Origin of the sequence: Streptomyces sp. 1331.2 (assembly GCF_900199205.1) — a bacterium.
In the GTDB taxonomy this organism is placed as follows: domain Bacteria; phylum Actinomycetota; class Actinomycetes; order Streptomycetales; family Streptomycetaceae; genus Kitasatospora.
Genome location: NZ_OBMJ01000001.1, coordinates 6,149,997 through 6,176,814 on the forward strand (window position 1 = coordinate 6,149,997; position 26,818 = coordinate 6,176,814).

At 72.8% G+C, this 26,818-nt stretch carries 28 protein-coding genes and 1 pseudogene; 25 read left to right on the forward strand and 4 right to left on the reverse strand.

Going from position 1 to position 26,818, the window contains the following annotated elements:
- Positions 1 to 41 precede the first annotated feature (41 nt).
- On the reverse strand, positions 42 to 902 hold the full coding sequence (locus tag CRP52_RS26740) for a DMT family transporter (protein WP_097238715.1): 861 nt from the start codon (positions 900 to 902) through the stop codon (positions 42 to 44).
- 190 nt (positions 903 to 1,092) lie between these two features.
- Between CRP52_RS26740 and CRP52_RS26745 the strand changes: the two genes are divergently transcribed.
- On the forward strand, positions 1,093 to 1,665 hold the full coding sequence (locus CRP52_RS26745) for a helix-turn-helix domain-containing protein (protein ID WP_097238716.1): 573 nt from the start codon (positions 1,093 to 1,095) through the stop codon (positions 1,663 to 1,665).
- A gap of 60 nt (positions 1,666 to 1,725) precedes the next feature.
- On the opposite strand, the gene CRP52_RS26750 is transcribed toward CRP52_RS26745, so the two are convergent.
- Positions 1,726 to 1,974: a type B 50S ribosomal protein L31 gene (locus tag CRP52_RS26750; RefSeq protein WP_097238717.1), complete on the reverse strand. Its 249-nt coding sequence runs from the start codon at positions 1,972 to 1,974 to the stop codon at positions 1,726 to 1,728.
- A 24-nt stretch (positions 1,975 to 1,998) separates the two neighbouring features.
- Entirely contained in the window at positions 1,999 to 2,163 is a 165-nt protein-coding gene (gene rpmG / locus CRP52_RS26755; RefSeq protein WP_097238718.1) for a 50S ribosomal protein L33, read from the reverse strand.
- Between the two features lie 130 nt (positions 2,164 to 2,293).
- Here rpmG and rpmB point away from each other — a divergent pair, with 130 nt between their 5' ends.
- The 10 genes from rpmB (at position 2,294) to CRP52_RS26805 (ending at position 9,007) form a co-directional block, all read left to right on the forward strand.
- Positions 2,294 to 2,530, forward strand: a complete 237-nt coding sequence (rpmB, locus tag CRP52_RS26760; protein WP_097238719.1) for a 50S ribosomal protein L28 — start codon at positions 2,294 to 2,296, stop codon at positions 2,528 to 2,530.
- Entirely contained in the window at positions 2,530 to 2,835 is a 306-nt protein-coding gene (rpsN, locus tag CRP52_RS26765; protein WP_097238720.1) for a 30S ribosomal protein S14, read from the forward strand. The genes rpmB and rpsN overlap by 1 nt, the downstream gene beginning before the upstream one ends.
- The gene (locus CRP52_RS26770) at positions 2,832 to 4,019 is read left to right on the forward strand and encodes a CobW family GTP-binding protein (protein ID WP_257032870.1); all 1,188 of its coding nucleotides are present in this window, start codon (positions 2,832 to 2,834) and stop codon (positions 4,017 to 4,019) included. The genes rpsN and CRP52_RS26770 overlap by 4 nt, the downstream gene beginning before the upstream one ends.
- A gap of 23 nt (positions 4,020 to 4,042) precedes the next feature.
- Positions 4,043 to 4,279: a 30S ribosomal protein S18 gene (gene rpsR / locus CRP52_RS26775; protein WP_097238721.1), complete on the forward strand. Its 237-nt coding sequence runs from the start codon at positions 4,043 to 4,045 to the stop codon at positions 4,277 to 4,279.
- Between the two features lie 10 nt (positions 4,280 to 4,289).
- Positions 4,290 to 4,463, forward strand: a complete 174-nt coding sequence (rpmF, locus tag CRP52_RS26780) for a 50S ribosomal protein L32 (protein WP_097238722.1) — start codon at positions 4,290 to 4,292, stop codon at positions 4,461 to 4,463.
- Between the two features lie 247 nt (positions 4,464 to 4,710).
- Positions 4,711 to 5,817 carry a M24 family metallopeptidase gene (locus CRP52_RS26785; protein ID WP_097238723.1) on the forward strand — a complete coding sequence of 369 codons (1,107 nt, stop codon included), beginning with the start codon at positions 4,711 to 4,713 and terminating at the stop codon, positions 5,815 to 5,817.
- Positions 5,818 to 5,893: 76 nt separating this feature from the next.
- The gene (gene efp, locus CRP52_RS26790) at positions 5,894 to 6,457 is read left to right on the forward strand and encodes an elongation factor P (protein ID WP_097238724.1); all 564 of its coding nucleotides are present in this window, start codon (positions 5,894 to 5,896) and stop codon (positions 6,455 to 6,457) included.
- 4 nt (positions 6,458 to 6,461) lie between these two features.
- Positions 6,462 to 6,899, forward strand: a complete 438-nt coding sequence (gene nusB, locus CRP52_RS26795) for a transcription antitermination factor NusB (protein ID WP_030056201.1) — start codon at positions 6,462 to 6,464, stop codon at positions 6,897 to 6,899.
- Between the two features lie 196 nt (positions 6,900 to 7,095).
- Complete coding sequence (locus tag CRP52_RS26800; protein ID WP_097238725.1) at positions 7,096 to 7,917, forward strand: thioesterase family protein; 822 nt, start codon at positions 7,096 to 7,098, stop codon at positions 7,915 to 7,917.
- Positions 7,918 to 8,089: 172 nt separating this feature from the next.
- Positions 8,090 to 9,007 (forward strand): hypothetical protein, encoded by a 918-nt coding sequence (locus CRP52_RS26805; protein WP_097238726.1) that lies wholly within the window; start codon positions 8,090 to 8,092, stop codon positions 9,005 to 9,007.
- Positions 9,008 to 9,158: 151 nt separating this feature from the next.
- Here CRP52_RS26805 and bldD read toward each other — a convergent pair whose 3' ends face one another.
- A complete protein-coding gene (bldD, locus tag CRP52_RS26810; protein WP_030056198.1) occupies positions 9,159 to 9,662 on the reverse strand; it encodes a transcriptional regulator BldD in 504 nt (167 codons plus the stop codon).
- 329 nt (positions 9,663 to 9,991) lie between these two features.
- Here bldD and pyrR point away from each other — a divergent pair, with 329 nt between their 5' ends.
- The 14 genes and pseudogenes from pyrR to CRP52_RS26880 all read left to right on the forward strand — a co-directional run bounded on the left by pyrR (position 9,992) and on the right by CRP52_RS26880 (position 26,682).
- Positions 9,992 to 10,615 (forward strand): bifunctional pyr operon transcriptional regulator/uracil phosphoribosyltransferase PyrR, encoded by a 624-nt coding sequence (pyrR, locus tag CRP52_RS26815; RefSeq protein WP_097238727.1) that lies wholly within the window; start codon positions 9,992 to 9,994, stop codon positions 10,613 to 10,615.
- Positions 10,616 to 10,620: 5 nt separating this feature from the next.
- Positions 10,621 to 11,610, forward strand: a complete 990-nt coding sequence (locus CRP52_RS26820; protein WP_097238728.1) for an aspartate carbamoyltransferase catalytic subunit — start codon at positions 10,621 to 10,623, stop codon at positions 11,608 to 11,610.
- Positions 11,607 to 12,911 (forward strand): dihydroorotase, encoded by a 1,305-nt coding sequence (locus tag CRP52_RS26825; protein WP_097238729.1) that lies wholly within the window; start codon positions 11,607 to 11,609, stop codon positions 12,909 to 12,911. The genes CRP52_RS26820 and CRP52_RS26825 overlap by 4 nt, the downstream gene beginning before the upstream one ends.
- Positions 12,911 to 13,503: pseudogene (locus CRP52_RS26830) on the forward strand (PH-like domain-containing protein). Before CRP52_RS26825 ends, CRP52_RS26830 begins: the two are co-directional and overlap by 1 nt.
- A complete protein-coding gene (gene carA, locus CRP52_RS26835) occupies positions 13,500 to 14,657 on the forward strand; it encodes a glutamine-hydrolyzing carbamoyl-phosphate synthase small subunit (RefSeq protein WP_097238730.1) in 1,158 nt (385 codons plus the stop codon). The pseudogene CRP52_RS26830 and the gene carA overlap by 4 nt, the downstream one beginning before the upstream one ends.
- Complete coding sequence (gene carB, locus CRP52_RS26840; RefSeq protein WP_097238731.1) at positions 14,650 to 17,958, forward strand: carbamoyl-phosphate synthase large subunit; 3,309 nt, start codon at positions 14,650 to 14,652, stop codon at positions 17,956 to 17,958. The genes carA and carB overlap by 8 nt, the downstream gene beginning before the upstream one ends.
- Positions 17,959 to 18,047: 89 nt before the next feature.
- Positions 18,048 to 19,151, forward strand: a complete 1,104-nt coding sequence (locus CRP52_RS26845) for a quinone-dependent dihydroorotate dehydrogenase (protein WP_097238732.1) — start codon at positions 18,048 to 18,050, stop codon at positions 19,149 to 19,151.
- Positions 19,152 to 19,195: 44 nt separating this feature from the next.
- Positions 19,196 to 20,029 (forward strand): orotidine-5'-phosphate decarboxylase, encoded by an 834-nt coding sequence (gene pyrF, locus CRP52_RS26850; RefSeq protein WP_097238733.1) that lies wholly within the window; start codon positions 19,196 to 19,198, stop codon positions 20,027 to 20,029.
- Between the two features lie 441 nt (positions 20,030 to 20,470).
- A complete protein-coding gene (gene mihF / locus CRP52_RS26855; protein ID WP_030056187.1) occupies positions 20,471 to 20,797 on the forward strand; it encodes an integration host factor, actinobacterial type in 327 nt (108 codons plus the stop codon).
- A 49-nt stretch (positions 20,798 to 20,846) separates the two neighbouring features.
- Positions 20,847 to 21,404, forward strand: coding sequence for a guanylate kinase (gene gmk / locus CRP52_RS26860; protein ID WP_097238734.1), 558 nt, complete (start codon positions 20,847 to 20,849; stop codon positions 21,402 to 21,404).
- A gap of 37 nt (positions 21,405 to 21,441) precedes the next feature.
- Entirely contained in the window at positions 21,442 to 21,708 is a 267-nt protein-coding gene (gene rpoZ / locus CRP52_RS26865) for a DNA-directed RNA polymerase subunit omega (protein WP_030056185.1), read from the forward strand.
- 172 nt (positions 21,709 to 21,880) lie between these two features.
- Positions 21,881 to 23,110 (forward strand): bifunctional phosphopantothenoylcysteine decarboxylase/phosphopantothenate--cysteine ligase CoaBC, encoded by a 1,230-nt coding sequence (coaBC, locus tag CRP52_RS26870; RefSeq protein WP_097238735.1) that lies wholly within the window; start codon positions 21,881 to 21,883, stop codon positions 23,108 to 23,110.
- Positions 23,111 to 23,261: 151 nt separating this feature from the next.
- Positions 23,262 to 24,470 carry a methionine adenosyltransferase gene (gene metK / locus CRP52_RS26875; protein WP_097238736.1) on the forward strand — a complete coding sequence of 403 codons (1,209 nt, stop codon included), beginning with the start codon at positions 23,262 to 23,264 and terminating at the stop codon, positions 24,468 to 24,470.
- Between the two features lie 127 nt (positions 24,471 to 24,597).
- Entirely contained in the window at positions 24,598 to 26,682 is a 2,085-nt protein-coding gene (locus CRP52_RS26880; RefSeq protein WP_097238737.1) for a primosomal protein N', read from the forward strand.
- Positions 26,683 to 26,818 lie beyond the last annotated feature (136 nt).

Consider the following 26,818-nt stretch of genomic DNA (forward strand, 5'->3'; position numbering starts at 1 on the left):
GGCATGAGGTTCGCTCATGGGGGCGCCCCCATGAGCGTTGCTCATGCGGCCGCGAGCAGCAGGGTGCCCGCGACGGCCAGCCCGGCGCCGAGCACCTGGACCGGGCGCAGCCGTTCCTTGAACACCCCGCGGGCCATCAGTGCGGTGACCACCGGGTAGAGCGAGGACAGGACGGCGGCAACGGTGGCCGAGCCGCGGTGCGAGGCCATCGCGAAGAGCGCGTTGGCGGCGACGTCGGCGAGCCCGATCGCGGTGAGCGCGGGCAGCCGGGCCCGCAGCCCGGGCAGTAGCCGGCCGGTGCCGCTCCCGCCGGCGCCGCGCGGGCCGGTGAGCAGGGCGGCGCCGCCGACGGCGACGTTGCAGACCCGCTGGACGCAGAGCGCCAGCAGCAGCCCGCCGCCGGTCGAGGCGTGGGCGATCAGGGCCATCACGGTGCCGAAGCCGACGGCGGCGCCCAGGGTGAGCAGCAGGGCGCTGCGGGCGGCGGCCGGGCCGCCGCGCTCCGGACCGGCGGCCAGCACCACGCCGGCCACGGCCACCGCGATCCCGGCGACCTGGCCGGGCCCGGGGCGGTCGCCGAGCGCGAGGCCGACGCCGACCGGTACCACCACGGAGACGGTGGTCAGCGGGGAGACCACGCCCATCGGGCCGAGCGCGAGCGCGCGGTAGAAGGCGAGCATCGCGAACGGGCCGATCACCCCGGCCGCGACGGCGTACCAGAGCACGGGGGAGGCGGCGGCCCAGCCGCCGGTGGCGATGACGGCGGCCAGCAGGACGGCGGCTGCCGCCACCTGGGAGGCGACGACCACGGCGAGCGCGGGCAGCCGCCGGGCGAGTGCGCCGCCGCCGAAGTCGGCGAGCCCCCAGAGCAGGCTGGCGGAGAGGGCGAGCAGCACGGTCACGGCCGGCCTCCCGAGGGGTCGGCGGGCGCGGCGGGGAGGACGGGTGATGAGGGCAGCACAATGCACTCCGAAGTACAGTCGGATGGACTCGTTGCCGAGACCGGCAGCGTAGTGCAGTGAACTGAACTTTCCGAACAATATTCCGTACCGTTTCGACCAGTGGACGGAAAGACACCGGAGGACTGACCGCGTGCCGGACCCCGACCTCGTCGCCCGGGCCCTCGCCCGGAACCTCAAGCGGCTGCGTGCCGAGCGAGGCCACACCCTGGACGCTCTCGCCGCCCGCTCCGGCGTGAGCCGCGGCATGATCGTCCAGATCGAGCAGGGCCGCACCAACCCGAGCGTGGCCACCGTCGTGCGGTTGGGCGACGCGCTCGGCGTCTCGATCGCCACGCTGCTCGACTACGAGAAGGGGCCGGACGTCCGGATCGTGCCGGGCGACCAGGCCGTGCCGCTCTGGTCGGGCCCGTCCGGCGGCACCGGCACGCTGCTGCACGGGATCGAGGCGCCCGGGCCGCTGGAGCTGTGGGAGTGGCGGATCGAGCCGGGTGAGGAGTACTCCTCGGAGCCGCACCCGGCGGGGACGGTGGAGATCATCCGGGTCGAGGAGGGGGAGCTGACCCTGGAGCACGACGAGCGCGAGCACCGGGTGCCGGCCGGCAGCACCGTCTCCTTCGACGCCTCCTATCAGCACGTCTACCGCAACGCGGGGGAGCGGGCGGTGCGGCTGGCCATGGTGGTCTCCGTCCCGCCGCCGCGCTGACCTCCGTCCGTACGTGCCGAACGGCGCCTCCCCATCCCGGGGAGGCGCCGTTCGGGCTTTTCAGTGCCGGTCGCCGTAGCGCTGGCGGAAGCGCTCGACCCGGCCCGCGGTGTCGAGCACGCGGGACTGGCCGGTGTAGAAGGGGTGGCTCGCCGAGGAGATCTCGACGTCGATCACCGGGTAGGTGTGGCCGTCCTCCCAGTCGACGGTGCGGTCGCTGGTGACCGTCGACCTGGTGAGGAAGGCGAGGCCGCCGACCTTGTCGCGGAAGACGACCGGGCGGTAGGCGGGGTGGATGCCGGGCTTCATGGGAGGGCTCCTCTCTGGGGGCGGTCAGCGCTCTTCGCGGAAGTCGACGTGCCGGCCCGCGACCGGGTCGTACTTGCGCAGGACCATCCGGTCCGGGTCGTTGCGGCGGTTCTTGCGGGTCACGTACGTGAATCCGGTGCCGGCGGTGGAGCGGAGCTTGATGACGGGGCGCAGTTCGCTGCGGGCCATGGGGCGTCCTCCTGGCGGTCTGGCGGTGCTGGGTGGGTGCTGGATGGAACCGTACACCGAAATGGATGTCATTTTCATTTGGTGTAACGTGAGCCCGGTCCTGCCCATTCCCGGACGCCAGGGAGCACCCATGTCCGCGCACTGCCAGCTCACCGGCCGTCGGCCCGGCTTCGGCAACGCGATCTCGCACTCGCACCGCCGCACCCGCCGCCGCTTCGACCCCAACATCCAGCGCAAGCGCTACTGGCTGCCCAGCGAAGGCCGGTACGTCCGGCTCGTGCTGAGCGCCAAGGGCATCCGTACCGTCGACACGATCGGCATCGAGGCCGCCGTCGCCCGCATCCGGGCCCGGGGGGAGAAGGTCTGATGGCCAAGCAGAGCAAGATCGCCAAGAACGAGCAGCGGCGCGCCGTCGTCGCCCGCTACGCCGAGCGCCGGGCCGAACTCAAGCGGCTCATCGCCCACCCCGGCACCGACCCCGTCGAGCGCGCCGCCGCGCAGGCCGAACTCGCCCGCCAGCCGCGCGACGCCAGTGCCACCCGGATCCGCAACCGCGACGCGGTGGACGGCCGACCCCGCGGCTACCTGCGCGCCTTCGGCCTCTCCCGGGTCAACCTGCGCGCCCACGCCCACGCCGGCCACCTGCCGGGCGTCCGCAAGGCGAGCTGGTGAGCGGGGTGGACGGCCACCCGGAGCGGATCAAGCTGCCGGTGGTCGTCGTCGCCGGCCTGCACGCCGACGAACGCCGCGCCGCCGTCGAGGAACTGGCCGCCGCCGCGGTGGACGCGGTGGTGCTGCGGCACGACCTCCGGGACGCCTCGCTCGGCCTCGTCCACCGCGAACTGCGGGACGCCGAAGGGGCGTTCGACACCGACGACGTGCCGCTGACCAACGACTGCCCGTGCTGCGCGCTGCGCGAGGACCTGCTGCCCCGGCTGCTGGAGATCGCCGACGAGGGCCGGTACGGGCTCGCCGTCGTCGAGTTGTGGGGCGGCAGCGACCCGCACCCGGCCGTCGAGGTGATCGCCGCAGGGGAGTCGGACGGCCGGGACCTGGCCGACGTCGTCGAGCTCGCGGGCGTGGTCACGGCGGTCGACCCGGACCGGCTGATCGCCGAACTCTCCGTCCCCGACGACCTGGTGGAGCACGGCGAGCACACCGCCGCCCAGGACGAGCGGACCCGCGCGGAAGCCCTCGCCCACCAGATCGAGTACGCCACCACCCTCGCCGTCCCGCGCGCCACGGCGCACACGCCGGGGCTCGCGCTGCTGCGGCAGCTCCACGCCACCGCCCGGGTGGTCCGGCTCGGCACCGGTACCCTCACCCGGGCCGCGCTCGGCGGCTTCGACGTCGCCGCCGCCCGCGACCGGGTCAACCCGGCGATCGCACTGCTGCCGCAGGACCGCGACGAGGCGGGCGTCGCCACCCTGGTCTGGGAACGCCGCCGCCCGCTGCACCCGCAGCGGCTGCACGAGGCGCTGGAACTGCTCGTCCCGGCGGCGCAGCGCAGCCGGGGCCGGTTCTGGCTGGCCAACCGGCCGGACCTGATGCTCGCCTGGGACGCCGCCGGGGCCAACCTCGCGGTCGAGGAGTGCGGGCCCTGGCTCACCTCCCTGCCCGACGCGGCCTGGGAGCTCTACCCGCCCGCGCGGCGGGCGGCCGCCGCCCTCGACTGGCACCCCCTGCACGGCGACCGGGTGCAGCAGCTCAGCTTCACCGCGGAGGGGCTGGACGTCGACGGCATCACCGGCCTGCTCGACTCCTGCCTGCTCACCGACGCCGAACTCGCCGCCGGCGAACCCGGCTGGAAGGCCCTGCCGGACGCCTTCCAGGACCTGCTCGACCCCGTCCACTGAAGAACGAGGAAGTGCCCACCCGCATGCGCAAAACGACCGCCCCGCCGAAGCACCGGCCCAACCCGCTGCTCGCGGCGGGCATCGAGTACATCGACTACAAGGACACCGACCTGCTGCGCCGCTTCGTCTCGGACCGGGGGAAGATCCGCAGCCGCCGCGTCACCCGCCTCACCGTCCGGCAGCAGCGGGCTATGGCCCGGGCGATCAGGAACGCCCGCGAGATGGCCCTCCTCCCGTACACCTCCGGTCCCACCCGATAGGAGCCCACCCATGGCCGTACCCAAGCGCAAGACCTCCCGCAGCAACACCCGGCACCGCCGGGCCCAGTGGAAGGCGACGCCGCCGAGGCTCGTCCCGATCACGGTCGACGGCCGCGAGCTGCTCGTCCCGCAGAACCTCGTCCCGGCCTACCGGCGCGGGCTGATCGGACCGGGGGAGGTGTAGGGGCGGTTCGCCGTGTGGGGGTGGGTGGGCGTGCCGCCGGGGGGTGTGGGGCTTCCCGGCGGTGGGTCGTGTGGCGGACGGGGGAGGAGGAGGTGGGGCGCGGGCTGATCGGACCGGGGGAGAGGTAGGGAACGGAGCTCCCTCGGCGGTGGTGCGGGGGCGCGGGCGGGTGCGGGCGGGAGCACCCGGGGGTTCTGTCGGGGGTGCTCGGCGGGCGCTTTGGGGTGGGGGTTCGTAGGCTCGACGCATGGCGGATGCGTACGCGGGGCGGCGGGAGCGGGTGAGGGAGCACTGCAGCGCGGCCGGGGCCGATGCGGCGCTGATCACCCGGGCGGCGAACGTGCGGTATCTGACGGGCTGCGCCCCCTGCGGGGCGACCCTGCTGCTGACCAGGGAACGCGCGCTGCTCGCGGTCCCGGACGACCTGCCGCCGGACGACTCCGGGGAGCACCTGATCGCCCCGGACGTGACGCAGCTGCCGGTCTCGGCGGGGGCGGACACCGCGCTGGCCGCGGCGGCCGCCGCCGCGGGCTTCGGGGTGACGGGCCTCGCCGTGGAGGAGCACGACCTGACCGTCAGCCGGCACCGGGCGGTGGCGGGCCTGGCCGGGCGGGCCCGGCTGGCCGACCTGGGGCAGGTGGTCGAGCGGCTGCGGGTGGTCAAGGACGAGCACGAGATCGCCGACCTGCGGATCGCGGCCGAGATCGCCGACCAGGCGCTCGGCGAGCTGCTGGAGTCGATCCTGGTCGGCCGCACCGAGCGGCACCTGGCGATGGAGCTGGAGCGCCGGATGATCGACCACGGCGCCGACCGGGCTTCCTTCCCGGTCTCGGTCGGCACCGGCAGCCACTCCGGCCAGGCCGCCCACCAGCCGACCGACCGCCGGGTGGAGGAGGGCGACTTCCTGACCGTGGTGATGGGCGCCCAGTACCGCGGCTACGGCGTCTCCACCGCCCGGACCTTCGTGATCGGGGCCGCCCCCGCACCCTGGCAGGTGGAGCTGCACCGGCTGGTCTTCCGCGCCCAGCGGGCCGGCCGGGAGGCGCTCGGACCGGGCGTGGAGCAGTGCGTACCCGACCGGGCCGCCCGCCAGGTCCTGGAGGCGGCGGGGCACACCGAGGCCTCGCCGCACCCGGTGGGGCACGGCATCGGGCTGGAGATCCGGGAGGCGCCGCGCCTCGGTCCGTCGGACATGGGTAAACTGGACAGCCGCGTGCCGGTCACCGTCGGCCCAGGGGTCCACCTCCCGGGCAAGGGCGGGGTCCGGATCGAGGACACGCTCGTCGTGCGCCCCCTCGAAGAGGGCGGGCCCGAGCTGCTCACCATCACCACCAAGGAGCTCCTCGCCCTGTGACGGCGGCCCCGTGGGCCGTCGGTGGCAGGACGCAAACCCTTGGTTCCTTGACAGCTATACAGGAGTTAGTGCGCCCGTGGCTTCCACGAACGATCTCAAGAACGGCATGGTCCTCAAGCTGGAGGGCGGCAAGCTCTGGTCCGTCGTCGAGTTCCAGCACGTCAAGCCCGGCAAGGGCCCGGCCTTCGTGCGTACGAAGCTCAAGGAGGTCCTGACGGGCAAGGTCGTCGACAAGACCTTCAACGCCGGGACCAAGGTCGAGACCGCCAACGTCGACAAGCGCGGCATGCAGTTCTCGTACAAGGACGGCGAGAACTTCGTGTTCATGGACATGGACACCTACGACCAGATCACGGTCGAGCCGGCCGTCGTCGGCGACGCCGCCAAGTACCTGCTGGAGGGCTTCGAGGCCCTGGTCGCCACCAACGAGGGCGCCGTCCTGTACATCGAGCTCCCGGCCGCGGTCGAGCTGACCATCGCCGAGACCGAGCCGGGCGTCCAGGGCGACCGCTCCACCGGTGGCACCAAGCCGGCCACCCTGGAGACCGGTGCCGAGATCCAGGTCCCGCTCTTCGTCACCACCGGCGAGAAGGTCAAGGTCGACACCCGCGACGGCAGCTACCTCGGCCGGGTGAAGTAAGTCCGTGTCGGCCGCACGCAGCAAGGCCCGTACCCGGGCCTTCCAGATCCTCTTCGAGGCCGACCACCGCGGGGTCGACCCGCAGCAGGTCCTCGCCGACTGGGTGGCCCGCGCCCGCGAGCCCAAGCCCGACGAGGGCACCCCCCAGGTGGCCGAGTACACCATGGAGCTGATCGAGGGGTACGTCCAGCACGCCCGTCGCATCGACGACCTGATCTCGCAGTACGCCGTGGGCTGGACCCTCGACCGGATGCCGATCGTGGACCGCAACGTCCTGCGGCTCGGCGCGTACGAGCTGATCTGGGAGGACGGCGTCCCGGACGCGGTCGTCCTGGACGAGGCCGTCGAGATCGCCAAGGAGTTCTCCACGGACGACTCCCCGGCCTTCGTGAACGGCATGCTCGCCCGCTTCCAGGAGCTGAAGCCGAGCATCCGCCGGTAGCCGGACATGCTGCCCTTCGGACGGCCGTCGGACCCGAGTCCCGGGACCGGCGGCCGTCCGGCGTTCCCGGCGGTGGGTGTTCCCGGCGGTCCGGTGTTCCCGGTCGTCGCGCGTTTCACCCGGTCGGCGTAGGGTGGGGCCTACTCGTCAGTAACTTGACGTCCCGGAACCAGGCGCGAAGGGCAGGTCCCCCCACATGACCACCGCGATCCGCAGCGAGTTCGACCAGGGCATCGCCCTGACCAGACATCCCGAGGAGCCCGGCCGCTACGAGGCCGAGCTCGGCGCCGGCTGGCAGATCGGCGGCGGGGTCAACGGCGGGCTGCTGCTCGCCGTGGCCGGACACGCGCTGTCGCTGGAACACGGCACCCACCCCGACCCGGTGTCGATCAGTGGTTACTACCTGTCCGCCTCCACCCCCGGCCCGGCCACCGTCCGCACCGAGGTGCTGCGCAGCGGCCGGGGCCTGTCCACCGGCACCGCCTCGCTCAGCCAGGACGGCGTCGAGCGGTTGCGCGTGGTGGCCAGCCACGGCGACCTCTCCACCACCGACGGCGAGGTGCGCACCAGCGCCGTGCCGCCGCAGCTGCCGCCGCCGGAGCAGTGCATCGGCGTGGAGCACGCGCCCAAGGAGCTGATCGCCCAGGCCGCCCTGCTGGAGCGCTTCGACCTGCGGCTGGACCCGGCCACCGTCGGCTGGGCGCTCGGACAGCCCTCCGGCAAGGGGCGGATCCAGGGCTGGTTCCGGCTCGCCGACGGCCGCGACCCCGACCCGCTGCTGCTCCTGCTGGTCGCCGACGCGCTGCCCCCGGTCACCTTCGACCTGGGCATGCCGGGCTGGGCCCCGACCGTCGAGCTGACCGTCCACCTGCGCGCCAGGCCGGTCCCGGGCTGGCTGCGGGTCACCCACGCCACCCGCAACCTGGCCGGCGGGTACTTCGAGGAGGACGCCGAGGTCTGGGACGAGTCCGGTCGCCTGGTCGCGCAGTCCCGCCAGCTGGCCCGGGTGCCGCGGTAGCACTCGCCCCGAGGGGTCGGCCCGAGGCCCGTCCCGGCTCCGCCATCGGTCCTATTACCGGTGGTTACATTCCTGTGACACGCCGTACGTGTGCGGCGCGCGCGGTTGGGGAGGAAGACGGTCAGCGGCGAGCCCGCCGCAGACCGTCACCCGCCGATGCCAGGAGCCACCGATGACTCGAAATGGCCGCTCCCGCCGTAACTCCGACTGCACCGCCGGCGGCTCGCGGCCCGCAGTCCGGGCGTCGCACCGGCCGCAGGGGGCCGAGGGCGCCGAGCAGGCGTTCGTCATCGGGGTGCTGACCAATCCGGCGGACTTCGCGCGGGCCCGCGCCTGGGGGGTCACCGACGCCCCCGACCACGAGCGCTACCTGGCCGACACCGCCGACCTGCTGGCCGACGCGCTGGAGCGGTTCGACACCGTCCGGGCCCGGATGTTCCACCCGCAGGACTTCGAGGAGTTCTGCCTGCTGCACGGGCTGGACCCGGCCGCGCCCGGCGCCCGCGACCGCTACCTGGTCAACCCGCCGCTGCAGTCCCAGCTGCTCGCCTACCAGGGCGAGGAGCTGGCCGGGGACTTCCTGCCCCGCCTGGTCCGGGCCCGGGAGAACGGGCTGACGCTCTGCCACGTCGACCTGCTGCTGGACGGCGGCCTGTACGGGGGCGCGGACGAGCCGGACGTCGAGCACACCCGCTGGGTGCGCGCCGCCTACCAGCGCGGGGGAGAGGTGTTCCGCCGGATGCTGGTCGGCGCGGGCGCCGGCGTGTACGAGTTGCGCCTGCGGGTGGACGCCCCCGGCGGGCGGCTGACCGCGGCGGCCCGGGTGCTCCAGTGGGAGGACGGCGTGGTGCGGATCAACGACGAGGACCTGGAGCTGCTCTGCGCGGTGCTGTGCACGGGGCTGGCGCTGGAGCTGCCGGGCGTGGCGGTGCTGCACGGTTCGCAGGGCTCGGCCGCCTCCTGCGGGGAGTACCTGCCGGCCTCCTGGGCCTGGTCGAGCGGCGGTCAGGACTGGGCGCCGGCGGCCCGGCCGGTCCGGCTGGACGGGGTGGCGGCCCAGCCCGGCTACAGCCTGGGAACGGTCTGCTGACGAGCGTTCGGAGGCGGGGTGGCAGTACCCGCACACGCCGCGGCGCGGCCCCCATCGGGGTGCCGCGCCGTGACGTTTCTGCTTGCCGACACAGGTGGAGCGAGTGTCGGGAACTGCAAGGACCCGCCGGTGGAAGCCGGTGCGGTGAGCCTCAGCTCGCGTCCTCCTCGCGCACCGCACGGCGCGCGTCGGGGTTCAGCACGCCCCAGGAGATCAGCTGCTCGGTGAGGATCGACGGGGACTGGTCGTAGATGACGGCCAGGGTGCGCAGGTCGTCCTGGCGGATCGACAGCACCTTGCCGTTGTAGTCGCCGCGCTGGCTCTGGATGGTCGCCGCGTAGCGCTGCAGCGGGCCGGCCTTCTCGGACGGGACCTGGGTCAGTCTCTCCAGGTCGAGGACCAGGCGCGGCGGCGGCTCGGCCGCGCCGCCGGGGGTGCCGCCGGGCAGCAGCTCCTGTACCGGGACGCCGTAGAACTCGGCCAGCTCGGCCAGCCGCTGCACGGTGACCGCACGGTCGCCGCGCTCGTACGAGCCGACGACGACTGCCTTCCAGCGCCCCTGGGACTTCTCCTCGACACCGTGCAGGGAGAGACCCTGCTGAGTGCGGATCGCTCGGAGCTTGCCTCCGAGTTGCTTCGCGTAGTCGCTGGACATTGATCTCCCCGGACGAGATTGCTTCGCGTTCAGTGGTGGGTCACGGGCGATTGCCGACGCCGTTACCGGTGGGTTCGACGTCCGTCTCGTAACTCACTGTGAGGTTACGTAGAGTAAGGTAGTTGCGTCAAGCCGAATGGGGCAGTCGTGCGAATGGCCCGCATCGTCGGCGCGTCCGGGGTGTTAACCGGCGGAAGCGGAATGGTGGACTTCGGTTTGTCGGCCGGGGCACTGCTAGGATGACCCGAAGCCCGCGCCGAGTCGGCGGGGGCCATCCCGACATCCTTTAAGGCCCGTCCAGTGAGGCGGGGAAGGAGGTCCGCTTCGGCATGACCGCACACAACGAACCGACGCCGCGGCCGCCGCACCAGGTGCTGGACGGCACGGACATCGCCCGGGTGATCACCCGGATAGCGCACGAGATCGTCGAGCGCGCCAAGGGCGCGGAGGACGTCGTGCTGCTCGGCATCCACACCAGGGGCGTCCACCTCGCCCGCCGCCTGCACGCCAGGCTGGCCCAGATCACCGGGCGCGACATCCCACTGGGCACCCTGGACATCACCATGTACCGGGACGACCTGCGGCTGAAGCCCGCCCGCGCCCTGGAGCACACCGAGATCCCGCCCGGCGGCATCGACGGCAAGCTCGTCGTCCTGGTCGACGACGTGCTCTTCTCCGGCCGCACCATCCGCGCCGCGCTCGACGCGCTCAACGACATCGGCCGGCCGCGCGCCGTCCAGCTCGCCGTCCTGGTCGACCGCGGCCACCGCGAGCTGCCGATCCGCGCCGACTACGTGGGCAAGAACCTCCCCACCTCGCTGCGCGAGGCCGTCCAGGTGCGCCTGTCCGACAGCGACGGCGTGGACGCCGTGCTGGTCGGCGACCGCGACTTCACCGCACGGTCCTCGCAGGCCATGGCCGCCAAGCCCACCGAACCGCACCTCCCGGAGTAACCCGCGTGAAGCGCCACCTCGTCTCCGCCGCCGATCTCAGCCGCGACGACGCGCTGCTGATCCTGGACACCGCCGAGGAGCTGGCCCAGCTCTCCGGCCGGGCCGTCAAGAAGCTGCCCACGCTGCGCGGCCGCACCGTCGTCAACCTCTTCTTCGAGGACTCCACCCGGACCAAGACCTCCTTCGAGGTCGCCGAGAAGCGCCTCTCGGCCGACGTCATCAACTTCTCCGCCAAGGGCTCCTCGGTCTCCAAGGGCGAGAGCCTGAAGGACACCGCGCTGACCCTGCAGGCCATGGGCGCCGACGCGGTGGTCATCCGCCACCACGCCTCCGGCGCGCCGGCCCGCCTCGCCCAGTCCGACTGGCTGCACGGCAGCGTGATCAACGCCGGTGACGGCACCCACGAGCACCCCACCCAGGCGCTGCTCGACGCCTTCACCATGCGTCGCCACCTCAACCCCGGCGCCGGCCACGACCTCGCGGGCCGCCGGGTCACGATCGTCGGCGACGTCCTGCACAGCCGGGTCGCCCGCTCCAACGTGCACCTGCTGGCCACCCTCGGTGCGCAGGTCACCTTCGTCGCCCCGCCGACGCTGCTGCCGATCGGCATCGAGAACTGGCCCTGCGAGATCAGCTACGACCTGGACCGCGTGCTGCCCAAGACCGACGCGCTGATGATGCTCCGGGTGCAGCGCGAGCGGATGAACGCCGCGTTCTTCCCGACCGAGCGCGAGTACAGCCGCCGCTACGGCATGAACGGCCTCCGGCTGGCCCAGCTGCCCGAGCACGCCATCGTGATGCACCCCGGTCCGATGGTCCGCGGCATGGAGATCACCGCCGAGGTCGCCGACTCGCCGCGCTGCACCGCGGTCGAGCAGGTCGCCAACGGCGTCTCCGTGCGGATGGCCGTGCTGTACCTGCTGCTCGGCGGAGCCACCCCCGCCGACACCCCCGCCGACGCCCCCCGCACCGACTCCGTGGAGACCGCTCAGTGACCAGCTACCTGATCCGCAACGCTCAGATCCTGGGCGGCGCCCCGCAGGACCTCCTCCTCGCCGACGGTGTGATCAAGGAGATCGGCACCGGCCTGGCGGCCGCGGCGGACATCGAGATCGACGCCACCGGGCTGCTCGTGCTGCCCGGCCTGGTCGACCTGCACACCCACCTGCGCGAGCCCGGCCGCGAGGACGCCGAGACCGTGCTCACCGGCACCCGGGCCGCCGCGATGGGCGGCTTCACCGCCGTGCACGCGATGGCCAACACCACCCCGGTGGCCGACACCGCCGGCGTCGTCGAGCAGGTCTGGCGGCTCGGCCAGGAGGCCGGCTACTGCGACGTGCAGCCGGTCGGCGCCGTCACCGTCGGCCTGGAGGGCAAGAAGCTCGCCGAGCTCGGCGCGATGCACGAGTCCGCCGCGAACGTCCGGGTCTTCTCCGACGACGGCAAGTGCGTGGACGACGCGGTGCTGATGCGCCGCGCCCTGGAGTACGTCAAGGCCTTCGACGGCGTCGTCGCCCAGCACGCGCAGGAGCCGCGGCTGACCGAGGGCGCCCAGATGAACGAGGGCCAGGTCTCCGGCGAGCTCGGGCTCGGCGGCTGGCCGGCCGTCGCCGAGGAGTCGATCATCGCCCGCGACGTGCTGCTCGCCGCGCACGTCGGCTCCCGGCTGCACGTCTGCCACGTCTCCACGGCCGGCTCGGTCGAGATCATCCGCTGGGCCAAGGCCAAGGGCTGGGACGTGACCGCCGAGGTCACCCCGCACCACCTGCTGCTCACCGACGAGCTGGTCCGCTCCTACGACCCGGTGTACAAGGTGAACCCGCCGCTGCGCACCGCCGAGGACGTCCAGGCGCTGCGCGCCGCGCTCGCCGACGGCACCATCGACGCCGTCGCCACCGACCACGCGCCGCACCCGGCCGAGGACAAGGACTGCGAGTGGGCCGTGGCCGCCATGGGCATGGTCGGCCTGGAGACCGCGCTGTCCGTCGTGCAGCAGACCATGGTCGAGACCGGCCTGCTGAACTGGGAGGGCGTCGCCGACCGGATGTCGCACCGCCCGGCCCGGATCGGCCGTCTCACCGGGCACGGCCGGCCGGTCTCGGTGGGTGAGCCCGCCAACCTGGTGCTGTTCGATCCCGCGTACCGTGGTGCCGTGAACCCGGACAGCTTCGCCACCCGCAGCCGCAACACCCCCTACAAGGGCCTTGACCTGCCCGGACGGGTGCACGCCACCTTCCTGCGCGGGCGCGCCACCGTGCTGGCCGGCGAGCCGGTCGAGCAGGACGGCACCGCGTGATGGATTACGCCACGCTCGCCAAGGAGCAGGCGAAGGTCACCAACTGGCCCGGGTACATCGGGTGGTCCGTCGGCCTGCTGATCATCATCGGCCTCGTCTACTGGCTGATGCGCCAGGGCTGGAACTGGCGGCGCACCCTCCAGTCCGGCATCCCGCCGCTGCCCGCCGTGCCGGAGCGCGCCGGGCGGACCATCCTGGAGACCAGCGGCCGGTACCACGGCACGACCACCGCCGGGAACTGGCTCGACCGGGTCGTCGCGCACGGCCTGGGCACCCGCAGCAGGGCCGACCTCACCCTCGGCGAGGACGGCCTGCTGGTCCGGCGCCCCGGCGACGTCGACTTCTGGATCCCGGCGGCGCACCTGACCGGTGCCCGTACGGACTCCGGGATCGCCGGCAAGGTCGTCCCGTCCGGGCTGCTCGTCGTCACCTGGACGCTCCCCCAGCCTTCGGCCGGGGGACCCCCATCGGCACCGAGCTGGACTCCGGCTTCCGGGCCGACCACCCCGACGAGCACGCCGCCTGGGTCGAGGCGATCGCTCACCTTGCCACACGTACGAAGACGAAGATGACGGAAGAGGCCGCGCAATGACCGCACCTGCCCCCACCACGCAGCGCCAACGGCGGGAGCGTGTGCCCGCCGTGCTCGTCCTGGAGGACGGCCGGACCTTCCGCGGCCAGGCCTACGGCGCGATCGGCGAGACCTTCGGCGAGGCCGTCTTCAACACCGGCATGTCCGGTTACCAGGAGACCCTGACCGACCCGTCGTACCACCGCCAGGTGGTCGCGATGACCGCGCCGCAGATCGGCAACACCGGCTGGAACGACGAGGACGACGAGTCCCAGCAGATCTGGGTCGCCGGCTACGTCGTGCGCGACCCCGCCCGGGTCGCCTCCAACTGGCGCTCCCGCCGCTCGCTCGACGAGGAACTGGTCCGCCAGGGCGTCGTCGGCATCAGCGGCATCGACACCCGCGCGCTGACCCGCCACCTGCGCGAGCGCGGCGCGATGCGCTGCGGCATCTTCTCCGGCGAGGCGCTGGCCGACCAGGCCGAGCTGCTCGCCCGGGTGCAGCAGGCGCCCGAGATGAAGGGCGCCGACCTGTGCGCCGAGGTCGCCACCACCGAGCCGTACGTGGTGCCCGCGATCGGTGAGAAGCGCTTCACCGTCGCCGCGCTGGACCTCGGCATCAAGGCGATGACCCCGCAGCGGATGGCCGAGCGCGGCATCGAGGTGCACGTGCTCCCCGCCAACTCCACCCTGGAGGACGTCTACGCCGTCAACCCGGACGGCGTCTTCTTCTCCAACGGCCCGGGCGACCCGGCCACCGCCGACCACCAGGTCGCCGTGGCGCAGGGCGTGCTGGAGCGCAAGACCCCGTTCTTCGGGATCTGCTTCGGCAACCAGATCCTCGGCCGCGCCCTGGGCTTCGGCACCTACAAGCTCAAGTACGGCCACCGCGGCATCAACCAGCCGGTGCAGGACCGCACCACCGGCAAGGTCGAGGTGACCGCGCACAACCACGGCTTCGCCGTGAACGCCCCGCTGGACAAGGTGAGCGACACCCCGTACGGGCGGGTCCAGGTCTCCCACGTCTGCCTGAACGACGACGTGGTCGAGGGCCTGCAGGCGCTCGACGTCCCCGCCTTCAGCGTCCAGTACCACCCCGAAGCCGCTGCCGGCCCGCACGACGCCGCCTACCTCTTCGACCGTTTCGTGAGCCTCATGGAGGGCCAGCGTGCCTAAGCGCACCGACATCAAGTCCGTCCTGGTCATCGGCTCCGGCCCGATCGTCATCGGCCAGGCCGCCGAGTTCGACTACTCGGGTACGCAGGCCTGCCGGGTCCTCAAGGCCGAGGGCCTGCGGGTCGTGCTGGTGAACTCCAACCCGGCCACGATCATGACCGACCCGGAGATCGCCGACGCCACCTACGTCGAGCCGATCACCCCGGAGTTCGTCGAGAAGATCATCGCCAAGGAGCGCCCCGACGCGCTGCTGCCGACCCTGGGCGGGCAGACCGCGCTCAACACCGCGATCTCCCTGCACGCCTCCGGCACGCTGGAGAAGTACGGCGTCGAGCTGATCGGCGCCGACGTCGAGGCGATCAACAAGGGCGAGGACCGCGACCTGTTCAAGGGCGTCGTCGAAGCCGTCAACGCCAAGATCGGTTACGGCGAGTCCGCCCGCTCCGTCATCTGCCACACCATGGACGAGGTGCTGGCCGGCGTCGACACGCTCGGCGGCTACCCCGTCGTCGTGCGCCCCTCCTTCACCATGGGCGGCGCCGGCTCCGGCTTCGCCCACAACGAGGAGGACCTGCGCCGCATCGCCGGCCAGGGCCTGACCCTCTCGCCGACCACCGAGGTGCTCCTGGAGGAGTCCATCCTCGGCTGGAAGGAGTACGAGCTGGAGCTGATGCGCGACAAGCAGGACAACGTCGTGGTCGTCTGCTCCATCGAGAACTTCGACCCGATGGGCGTGCACACCGGTGACTCGATCACCGTCGCCCCGGCGATGACCCTGACCGACCGCGAGTACCAGATCCTGCGCGACATCGGCATCGCCGTCATCCGCGAGGTCGGCGTCGACACCGGCGGCTGCAACATCCAGTTCGCCGTCAACCCCGAGGACGGCCGGGTCATCGTCATCGAGATGAACCCGCGCGTGTCCCGCTCCTCGGCGCTCGCCTCCAAGGCCACCGGCTTCCCGATCGCCAAGATCGCCGCCAAGCTGGCCGTCGGCTACACCCTGGACGAGATCCCCAACGACATCACCGAGGAGACCCCGGCCTCCTTCGAGCCGACCCTCGACTACGTCGTGGTCAAGGTCCCGCGGTTCGCGTTCGAGAAGTTCCCGAGCGCCGACGCCACGCTGACCACCACCATGAAGTCCGTCGGCGAGGCCATGGCGCTGGGCCGCAACTTCCCCGAGGCGCTGCAGAAGGCGCTGCGCTCGCTGGAGAAGAAGGGCTCCCAGTTCTCCTGGACCGGCCCCGTCGGCGACAAGGCGGAGCTGCTGGCCAAGGCGGTCGTGCCGACCGACGGCCGGATCAACACCGTGATGGACGCGATCCGGGCCGGCGCCACCCCGGAGGAGGTGTTCGAGGCCACCAAGATCGACCCGTGGTTCGTCGACCAGCTGTTCCTGCTGGACGAGATCGCCGGCGAGCTGGCCGACGCCGCCGAGCTCACCCCCGAGCTGCTGCGCCACGCCAAGCGGCACGGCTTCTCCGACCAGCAGGTCGGGGAGATCCGCGGCCTCAAGCCGGACGTCGTCCGCGAGGTGCGCCACGCCCTCGGCATCCGCCCGGTGTTCAAGACCGTCGACACCTGCGCCGCCGAGTTCGCCGCCAAGACCCCGTACTTCTACTCGTCCTACGACGAGGAGAGCGAGGTCGCCCCGCGCTCCAAGCCCGCCGTGATCATCCTGGGCTCCGGCCCGAACCGCATCGGCCAGGGCATCGAGTTCGACTACTCCTGCGTGCACGCCTCCTTCGCGCTCGCCGACGCCGGGTACGAGACCGTCATGGTCAACTGCAACCCGGAGACCGTCTCCACCGACTACGACACCTCCGACCGGCTCTACTTCGAGCCGCTCACCCTGGAGGACGTGCTGGAGATCGTCCACGCCGAGCAGCAGGCCGGCCCGCTGGCCGGCGTGATCGTCCAGCTCGGCGGCCAGACCCCGCTCGGCCTGGCCCAGGCGCTCAAGGACAACGGCGTGCCGATCGTCGGCACCCAGCCCGAGGCGATCGACCTCGCCGAGGAGCGCGGCGCCTTCGGCCGCGTCCTGCGCGACGCCGGCCTGCCCGCCCCCAAGCACGGCACCGCCTTCTCCTTCGAGGAGGCCAAGGCGATCGCCGACGAGATCGGCTACCCGGTGCTCGCCCGCCCGTCCTACGTGCTCGGCGGCCGCGGCATGGAGATCGTCTACGACGAGGCCTCGCTCGCCTCCTACCTGGAGCGCCACGCCGGCCTGATCTCCGAGCACCCGGTGCTCATCGACCGCTTCCTGGACGACGCGGTGGAGATCGACGTCGACGCGCTCTACGACGGCACCGAGCTCTACCTCGGCGGCGTCATGGAGCACATCGAGGAGGCCGGCATCCACTCCGGCGACTCCGCCTGCGCGCTGCCCCCGATCACCCTCGGCGGCCACGACATCAAGCGCCTGCGCGCCTCCACCGAGGCCATCGCGCGCGGCGTCGGGGTCCGCGGTCTGATCAACATCCAGTTCGCCCTCTCCGGCGACATCCTGTACGTCCTGGAGGCCAACCCGCGCGCCTCCCGGACCGTCCCGTTCACCTCCAAGGCGACCGCTGTGCCGCTGGCCAAGGCCGCCGCCCGGATCTCGCTCGGCGCCACCGTCGCCGAGCTGCGCGCCGAGGGCCTGCTCCCGGCCGAGGGCGACGGCGGCACGCTGCCCGCCGACGCGCCGATCGCCGTCAAGGAGGCCGTGATGCCGTGGAGCCGCTTCCGCGACATCCACGGCCGCGGCGTGGACACCGTGCTCGGCCCGGAGATGCGCTCGACCGGTGAGGTCATGGGCATCGACAAGGTCTTCGGCACCGCCTACGCCAAGGCGCAGACCGGCGCCTACGGTGCGCTGCCGACCAAGGGCAAGGTCTTCGTCTCCGTCGCCAACCGGGACAAGCGCAACCTGGTCTTCCCGGCCCGCGCGCTGGTCGGCCTCGGCTTCGAACTGCTCGCCACCGCCGGCACCGCCGAGGTGCTGCAGCGCGGCGGCATCCCGTCCACGCTGGTGCGCAAGCACAGCGAGGGCGAGGGCCCGAACGGCGAGAAGACGATCGTCCAGCTGATCCACGACGGCGAGGTCGACCTCATCATCAACACGCCGTACGGCACCGGCGGCCGCCTCGACGGCTACGAGATCCGCACCGCGGCCGTGGCCCGGGCGGTGCCCTGCCTGACCACCGTCCAGGCGATGGGCGCGGCCGTCCAGGGCATCGACCGGCTGCTGCGCGACGAGGTCGGGGTGATGTCGCTCCAGGAGCACGCCGAGCTGATCAACGCCGGCCGCAAGTAGCACCACCGCAGTGGGGGGCACCGGAACCGTTGGGTGCCCCCCACTCGTGTGCCCGAATCCGTTTCTCCGCTCCGGGAGTTGAACCGCCCTTGTACAAGCTTCTGTTCGACCTGGTCTTCAAGAAGATGGACCCCGAGAAGGCCCACCACCTGGCCTTCTTCTGGATCCGGCTCGCCTCCTCGGTGCCCGGCCTGCGCACCCTGGTGCGGCTGGTGCTCGCCCCGCGCGACCGCGCCCTGCGCACCGGCGCCCTCGGCCTGGACCTGCCCGGCCCGTTCGGCCTGGCGGCCGGCTTCGACAAGAACGGCGTCGGCATCGACGGCCTGGCCATGCTCGGCTTCGACTACGTCGAGATCGGCACCATCACCGGCGAGCCCCAGCCCGGCAACCCGACGCCCCGGCTGTTCCGCCTGGTCGAGGACCGCGCGCTGATCAACCGGATGGGCTTCAACAACCAGGGCTCGGCCCGGGTCGCCGCCCGGCTCGCCGCCCGCCCGCACACCAGCTCCACCCCGGTGATCGGCGTCAACATCGGCAAGACCAAGGTGGTCGAGGAGGCCGACGCCGTCGCCGACTACGTCAAGTCCACCGAGCGGCTGGCGAAGTACGCCGACTACCTGGTGGTCAACGTCAGCTCGCCGAACACCCCGGGGCTGCGCAACCTGCAGGCCGTGGACCACCTGCGCCCGCTGCTCGCCGCCGTGCGCGAGGCCGCCGACCGCACCACCGCGCACCACGTGCCGCTGCTGGTCAAGATCGCCCCCGACCTGGCCGACGAGGACGTCGACGCCGTCGCCGACCTCGCGCTGGAGCTGGGCCTGGACGGCATCATCGCCACCAACACCACGATCGGCCGCGAGGGCCTGCGCACCGACGCCGCCCGGGTCGAGGAGATCGGCATGGGCGGCCTGTCCGGCGCCCCGCTCAAGGCCCGCGCGCTGGAGGTCATGCAGCGGCTGCGCGCCCGTACCGAGGGCCGGCTCACCCTGGTCTCGGTCGGCGGCATCGAGACCGCCGAGGACGCCTGGCAGCGGATCGTGCACGGCGCCGACCTGGTCCAGGGCTACAGCGCCTTCATCTACGAGGGCCCGTTCTGGTGCCGGAAGATCCACAAGGGCCTTTCCGCCCGGCTCCGGGCCGCGGGCTTCCGCGACCTGGCCTCCGCCGTCGGCAGCGCCGTGCGCAGCTCGTGACCACCCCCATCGGCTCCGGAAACCCCGGTTCTGGAAAGGACGACATGACTCTCGCCCCGTTCGGCGCCCGGCTGCGCCAGGCCCTCGACACCCGCGGCCAGCTCTGCGTCGGCATCGACCCGCACGCCTCCCTGCTCGCCGCCTGGGGGCTCGGCGACGACCTCGCCGGGCTGGAGACCTTCAGCCGCACCGTGGTCGAGGCGCTGGCCGACCGGGTGGCCGTGCTCAAGCCGCAGGCCGCCTTCTTCGAGCGCTTCGGCAGCAAGGGCGTCGCGGTGCTGGAGAAGTCCGTCGAGGAGGCCCGGGCGGCCGGCGCGCTGGTCCTGATGGACGCCAAGCGCGGCGACATCGGCTCCACCATGGCCGCCTACGCCGAGGCCTTCCTGTCGCCCGGCAGCCCGCTGTTCTCGGACGCCGTGACGGTCAGCCCCTACCTGGGCTTCGGCTCGCTGCGCCCGGCCCTGGACCTGGCCCGTGAGCAGGGCTGCGGTGTCTTCGCGCTGGCGCTCACCTCCAACCCGGAGGGCGCCGAGGTGCAGCGCGCGGTGGGCGCGGACGGCGAGCCGGTCGCGGCCTCGGTGCTGCGGCAGCTGGCGGCCGAGAACGCGGACGCCGCGCCGCTGGGCTCCTTCGGCGCGGTGGTCGGCGCGACGCTGGCCGACGCGGGCGTGGACCTGGCCATCAACGGCCCGCTGCTGGCCCCCGGGATCGGCGCCCAGGGCGCGACCATGGCGGACCTGCCGCGGGTGTTCGGCGCCTCGGTGCTGAACGTGGTGCCGAGCGTGAGCCGGGACGTCCTCAAGCACGGCCCCTCGGTGGCGGCCCTGCGGGAGGCGGCGGACCGCTTCGTCGGGGAGTTCGCGGACGCCGTCAAGTGACGGTCGTCCTCGCGTGACGGATCGCGTGACGGATCGCGTGGCGGATCGGGTGGCGGACGCCGTCGGGTGACGGGAGGTGTCCGCCCGGTTGCGGAAGGCGCGGTTCTGGTAGCGGCGCGGTGACCCTGTGGAGTGTCCGCAGGACGGCGGCGCCGTCGCGGAGTCGACGTGAGCGCCGTCACATCGACCGTGTCAAAGTCTCGCAATCGCGGTCAATTTGCCCGGGAAAGTCCTGGTCGGCCTTGGCTGACCAGGACTTTTCGTGTTCTTTTCCTGACGTGGCGCCGCAATCCGGGTAGTGTCCGGCGATAGGTCATCGGCGAGCCGCGATTCACGCGTCTCCCGCAGGTCAGGGCCTTGTGGTTCCCCCTTGCGGACGGTGTCCTCGGTACCGAACCAGTCCTAGCTCAATCCCTTCCATCCACACCTGAGGTGAACGGCGTGGCTCTTCCGCCCCTTACCCCTGAACAGCGCACCGCCGCGCTCGCCAAGGCCGCCGAGGCTCGCCGGGAGCGCGCCGAGGTCAAGAACCGGCTCAAGCACTCCGGCGCCTCCCTGCACGAGGTGATCAAGGCCGGCAAGGCCGACAACGACGTGATCGGCAAGATGAAGGTCTCGGCCCTGCTCGAATCCCTTCCGGGTGTCGGCAAGGTCCGCGCCAAGCAGATCATGGAGCGCCTCGGCATCAGCGAGAGCCGGCGCGTCCGGGGCCTCGGCACCAACCAGATCGCCTCCCTGGAGCGGGAGTTCGGCGGGGGTGCCGCCTGACCGTGACCCGGTGGTCCCGGGAAGCTCCGCGATCCGGGATAATCGGTGCATGAGTGAGCGTCCGCGGCTGACCGTGCTCTCCGGCCCCTCGGGGGTCGGCAAGAGCACGGTCGTCGCTCATATGAGGAAGATGCACCCCGAGGTCTGGCTCTCGGTGTCGGCGACGACCCGCCACCCCAGGCCCGGCGAGAAGAACGGGGTCCAGTACCACTTCGTCGACAACGACGAGTTCGACAAGCTGGTCGCCAACGGCGAACTGCTGGAGTGGGCCGAGTTCGCCGGGAACCGCTACGGCACCCCGCGTGCGGCCGTGCTGGAGAAGCTGGAGCGCGGCGAGCCCGTGCTGCTGGAGATCGACCTCCAGGGCGCCCGGCAGGTGCGCGAGTCGATGTCCGACGCCCAGCTGGTCTTCCTGGCCCCGCCGAGCTGGGACGAGCTGGTCCGCCGGCTGACCGGCCGGGGCACCGAGCCGCAGGACGTGATCGAGAAGCGGCTCGCCGCCGCCAAGATCGAGCTCGCTGCCGAGCCCGAGTTCGACACGACCCTGGTCAACACCTCCGTCGAGCAGGTAGCGGCCGAACTGCTAGCCTTGCTCGGTGTAGCCTGACCTGTCTGTCTTTTCCACCCTTTCGGAAGGTTTTCGCGTGTCCTCTTCCATGACCGCGCCCGAGGGCATCATCAACCCGCCGATCGACGAGCTGCTTGAGGCCACCGACTCCAAGTACAGCCTCGTGATCTACGCCGCCAAGCGCGCGCGCCAGATCAACGCGTACTACTCCCAGCTCGGTGAGGGTCTGCTGGAGTACGTCGGCCCGCTGGTCGACACCCACGTGCACGAGAAGCCGCTGTCGATCGCGCTGCGCGAGATCAACGCGGGCATGCTGACCGCCGAGGCGGTCGAGGCCGCCTGAGGCGGTCGGTAGCTTCGTGGTTTCCGGGAGGGCCCGGCGGAATCGTTTCCGCCGGGCCCTCCGGCGTTTCCGCTCGCTGTCGGTGGCCGCCGGTAGGGGGTGGGGCACCGCGCAGGCGGCGGCTGAGGGGCCGTAGGGTGGGCGGGTTCCCGATGCGGAGAAAGGTCGGTACATGAGCGCTCCAGCGGACGCCCCCCGCGTGGTCCTCGGTGTGAGCGGCGGGATCGCCGCCTACAAGGCGTGCGAACTGCTGCGCCGGTTCACCGAGTCCGGCCACCAGGTCACCGTGGTGCCCACCGAGGCCGCGCTGCACTTCGTCGGCGAGGCGACCTGGGCCGCGCTGTCCGGCCGCCCGGCCGCCACCGAGACCTGGGAGCGCGTCCACGAGGTGCCGCACGTGCGGATCGGGCAGCAGGCCGACCTGGTCGTGGTCGCCCCGGCCACCGCCGACCTGATCGCCAAGGCCGCCCACGGCCTGGCCGACGACCTGCTGACCAACACCCTGCTCACCGCCCGCTGCCCGGTCGTGGTGGCGCCCGCCATGCACACCGAGATGTGGGAGCACCCCGCCACCCGGGACAACGTCGCCACGCTGCGCCGCCGGGGCGTGATCGTGCTGGAGCCGGCCGTCGGGCGGCTCACCGGCAAGGACACCGGCAAGGGGCGGCTGCCCGAGCCGGCCGCGATCTTCGACGCCTGCCGGGCCGTGCTGCGCCGCGGCGGGGCGGTCGCGACCGACCTGGCGGGCCGGCACGTGGTGGTCTCGGCCGGCGGCACCCGGGAGCCGCTGGACCCGGTGCGCTTCCTCGGCAACCGCTCCTCCGGCAAGCAGGGCTATGCGCTCGCGGTGACGGCCGCGGCCCGCGGGGCCCGGGTGACCCTGCTCTCGGCCAACGCCGAGCTGCCGGAGCCGGCCGGGGTGGACGTGGTGCACGTCTCGACCGCGCTGGAGCTGCGCGAGGCGGCGCTCAAGGCCGCCGCGGACGCGGACGCGGTGGTGATGGCCGCCGCCGTGGCCGACTTCCGACCCGCCGAGTACGCGACCGGCAAGATCAAGAAGGTCGAGGGGATCGAGCCGGCGCCCGTCGCACTGGTGCGCAATCCCGACATCCTGGCCGAGCTGTCGGCCCACCGGCCCCGTTCGGGTCAACTGGTCGTGGGTTTCGCTGCGGAGACCGACGACGTGCTCGCCAACGGCCGCGCCAAGCTCGCCCGCAAGGGGTGTGACCTGCTCGTCGTCAACGAGGTGGGCAACGGCAAGGCCTTCGGCACGGACGTCAACGAGGCCGTCGTCCTGGGCTCGGACGGCAGTGAGACGGCCGTTCCGGTCGGCCCGAAGGAGGTCCTTGCGGACGTGGTCTGGGACCTCGTCGCAAAGCGGCTGGAAACGGGCGGCAACTGATCGAAATCGATCTCAGAACGTTCGAGAATTCCAGAAGCGGGTGACGTTCGACGGAACCAGACCGTTAGAATCCAGGAATCAAGTCTTTCCGGAGTCTCCCGGTCCACCCGGGGAACTTCAGTCAGCAGCCGCTGCAACCCCAGGGAGCGCTGTGTCTCGCCGCCTGTTCACCTCGGAGTCCGTCACCGAGGGACACCCCGACAAGATCGCTGACCAGATCAGCGACACCATCCTTGACGCTCTCCTGCGTGAGGACCCGACTTCCCGGGTCGCCGTGGAGACGCTCATCACCACCGGCCAGGTGCACGTGGCCGGCGAGGTGACCACCAAGGCGTACGCGCCGATCGCCCAGCTCGTCCGGGACAAGATCCTGGAGATCGGCTACGACAGCTCCAAGAAGGGCTTCGACGGCGCCTCCTGCGGCGTCTCGGTGTCCATCGGTGCCCAGTCGCCCGACATCGCGCAGGGCGTCGACACCGCGTACGAGGCCCGGGTCGAGGGTGACGACGACGACCTGGACAAGCAGGGCGCCGGTGACCAGGGCCTGATGTTCGGCTACGCGTCCGACGAGACGCCCGAGCTCATGCCGCTGCCGATCACGCTGGCCCACCGCCTCTCGCGCCGGCTGACCGAGGTTCGCAAGAACGGGACCATCCCCTACCTGCGCCCCGACGGCAAGACCCAGGTCACCATCGAGTACGACGGCGACAAGGCCGTCCGCCTCGACACCGTGGTCGTCTCCACCCAGCACGCCAGTGACATCGACCTGGAGTCGCTGCTCACCCCGGACATCCGGGAGTTCGTGGTGGAGCCCGAGCTCAAGGCGCTCGCCGAGCAGGGCATCAAGCTGACCACCGACGGCTACCGCCTGCTGGTCAACCCGACCGGCCGCTTCGAGATCGGCGGCCCGATGGGCGACGCCGGCCTCACCGGCCGCAAGATCATCATCGACACCTACGGCGGCATGGCCCGCCACGGTGGCGGCGCCTTCTCGGGCAAGGACCCGTCCAAGGTGGACCGCTCGGCCGCGTACGCGATGCGCTGGGTGGCGAAGAACATCGTCGCCGCCGGCCTCGCCCGCCGCGCCGAGGTGCAGGTCGCGTACGCGATCGGCAAGGCCGAGCCGGTCGGCCTCTTCGTGGAGACCTTCGGCACCGAGACCGTGCCGGTCCTCAGCATCCAGAAGGCCGTCTCCGAGGTCTTCGACCTGCGCCCGGCCGCGATCATCCGCGACCTGGACCTGCTGCGGCCGATCTATTCCCAGACCGCCGCGTACGGCCACTTCGGCCGTGAGCTGCCGGACTTCACCTGGGAGCGCACCGACCGGGTGGAGCAGCTGAAGGCTGCCGTGCAGGACTGACGTCCGGACGTCGTGAGGCGGCGCCCGTCCCTTCGGGGCGGGCGCCGCTTCCGTGTGCGGGCGGGTCGGCCGTGTGGGTCGTCGGTGTGTGTGCGTTGTCGGTGTGACCTGGTAGTACTTGGGAGCGATGAGCAGCACAGGGGAGAACGGGGCCGCGGAGCCGGAGCAGCTGGCCTTCATCCGGGAGACGGTCAAGCGCGCCAAGCCGCGCAGCTGGCGCGGGGCGAAGCGGGCCGAGCACCTGCCGGTGGCCCGGGTCGTGGTGGACAAGGGCGTGCTCACCATCGACAAGTTCTTCGACTACGAGGTGCCGGCCGCCATGGCCGAGGAGGCCCGCCCCGGGGTGCGGGTGCGGGTGCGGTTCGGCGCGCGCGTGGTGAAGGGCCAGCGCGAGGGCGGCGAGCTGCACGACGGGTTCATCGTCGCCCGGCTGGAGAAGAGCGACTTCCCCGGGCCGCTCGCCCCGCTGGCGCAGGTGCTCTCTCCCGAGCCGGTGCTCACCCCGCAGCTGCTGCGGCTCTGCCGAACCGTCGCCGACCGCTACGCCGGGACGCTCGCCGACGTGCTCCAGCTGGCCGTCCCGCCCCGGCACGCCAAGGCCGAGGCCGAGCCCTCCCCGCCGCCGCAGCCGCGCCCGGCCGCCCCGGCCCCCGGCGGCTGGCAGCGCTACCCGGCCGGGCCGGACTTCCTCGCCGCACTGGCCGGGGGCGGCTCGCCGCGCGCGGTGTGGACGGCGCTGCCCGGGCCCGGCTGGCCGTACGAGATCGCGCGGGCGGTGGCGGCGACGCTGGCAGGCGGGCGCGGGGCGCTGGTCGTCGTGCCGGACGGGCGCTCGCTCGCCCAGGTCGACCAGGCGCTCACCGAACTGCTCGGCCCCGGGACGCACGTGGCGCTGGAGGCCGAGCTCGGCCCGCGCGAGCGCTACAAGCGCTGGCTCGCGGTGAGCCGGGGCTCGGTGCACGCCGCGATCGGCACCCGCGCCACCATGTTCGCCCCGGTGCGCGACCTCGGGCTGGTCGTCGTCTGGTCCGACGGGGACAGCAGCCACAGCGACCCGCGCGCCCCGCACCCGCACGTGCGGGAGGTGGCGCTGCTGCGCGCCGCCGAGGAGGGCGCGGCGGTGCTGCTGGGCGGGCACGCGGTGACGGTGGAGGGCGCGCAGCTGGTCAGCACCGGTTGGGCCCGCCCGCTCGTCGCGGACCGGGAGACGGTGCGGCAGGTCGCGCCCAGGGTGCGGACCGTCACCGACCAGGACCAGCACCGGGACGCGGCGGCGCAGGCCGCCCGGCTGCCCTCCGTCGCCTGGGAGGCCGCCCGGGAGGCGTTGGCGGCCGGACACCCGGTGCTGATCCAGGTGCCCCGGCGCGGCTACGTACCCCGGCTGGCCTGCGGGCGCTGCCGGACCCCGGCGCGGTGCCGGCGCTGCGAGGGGCCGCTGGAGGCGCCCTCGGCGGACGCCCTGCTGACCTGCGGGTGGTGCGGGCAGACGGAGGACGACTGGCACTGCCCCGAGTGCGGGTCGTTCCGGCTGCGGGCCCAGGTGGTCGGCGCCCGGCGGACGGCGGAGGAACTGGGCAAGGCGTTCCCGCGGATCCCGGTGCGGACCTCGGGCCGGGACGCGGTGCTGGCCACCGTGCCGGACGAGCCCTCGCTGGTGATCTCCACACCGGGTGCGGAGCCCCTGGTGGAGGGCGGCTCCGGGTACGGGGCCGCGCTGCTGCTGGACGGGTGGGCGCTGCTGAGCCGGCCCGACCTGCGGGCCGGGGAGGAGGCGCTGCGGCTCTGGCTGGCGGCCGCCGCGCTGGTGCGGCCCTCGACCGAGGGCGGCACGGTGGTCGTGGTCGCCGAGCCCTCCGCCCGACCGGTGCAGGCGCTGGTGCGGTGGGACCCGCTGGGGCACGCCGGGCTGGAGCGGGACGAGCGGGCGCAGCTGCACTTCCCGCCGGTGTCGCGGATGGCGTCGGTCAGCGGCAGCCCGGCGGCCGTCGCCGACCTGCTGGGGCTGATCCGGCTGCCGGAGGGGGCGGACGTGCTCGGGCCGGTGCCGGTGCCGGCGCTGCGGGGGGAGGAGCAGGAGCGGGCGCTGCTGCGGGTGTCGCCCGGGCAGGGGGCGGCGCTGGCGGCGGCGCTCAAGGCGGCGCAGATCGCGCGGATCGCGCTGCGGACGGCGGAACCGGTGCGGGTGCGGGTGGATCCGACGGACATCGGCTGAGGTCGGGCCGGGGAGCGGCGCGGGCGGGGTCTCGGGAGGGCTTCGGGGAGGGGCGTGCTTCGGGGAGGGGCGCGTGCGGCGCCGGGCGCCGGTGGGGGCGTGGAGGGCGTGCGGCGCCGGGAGGGGCGCGTGCGGC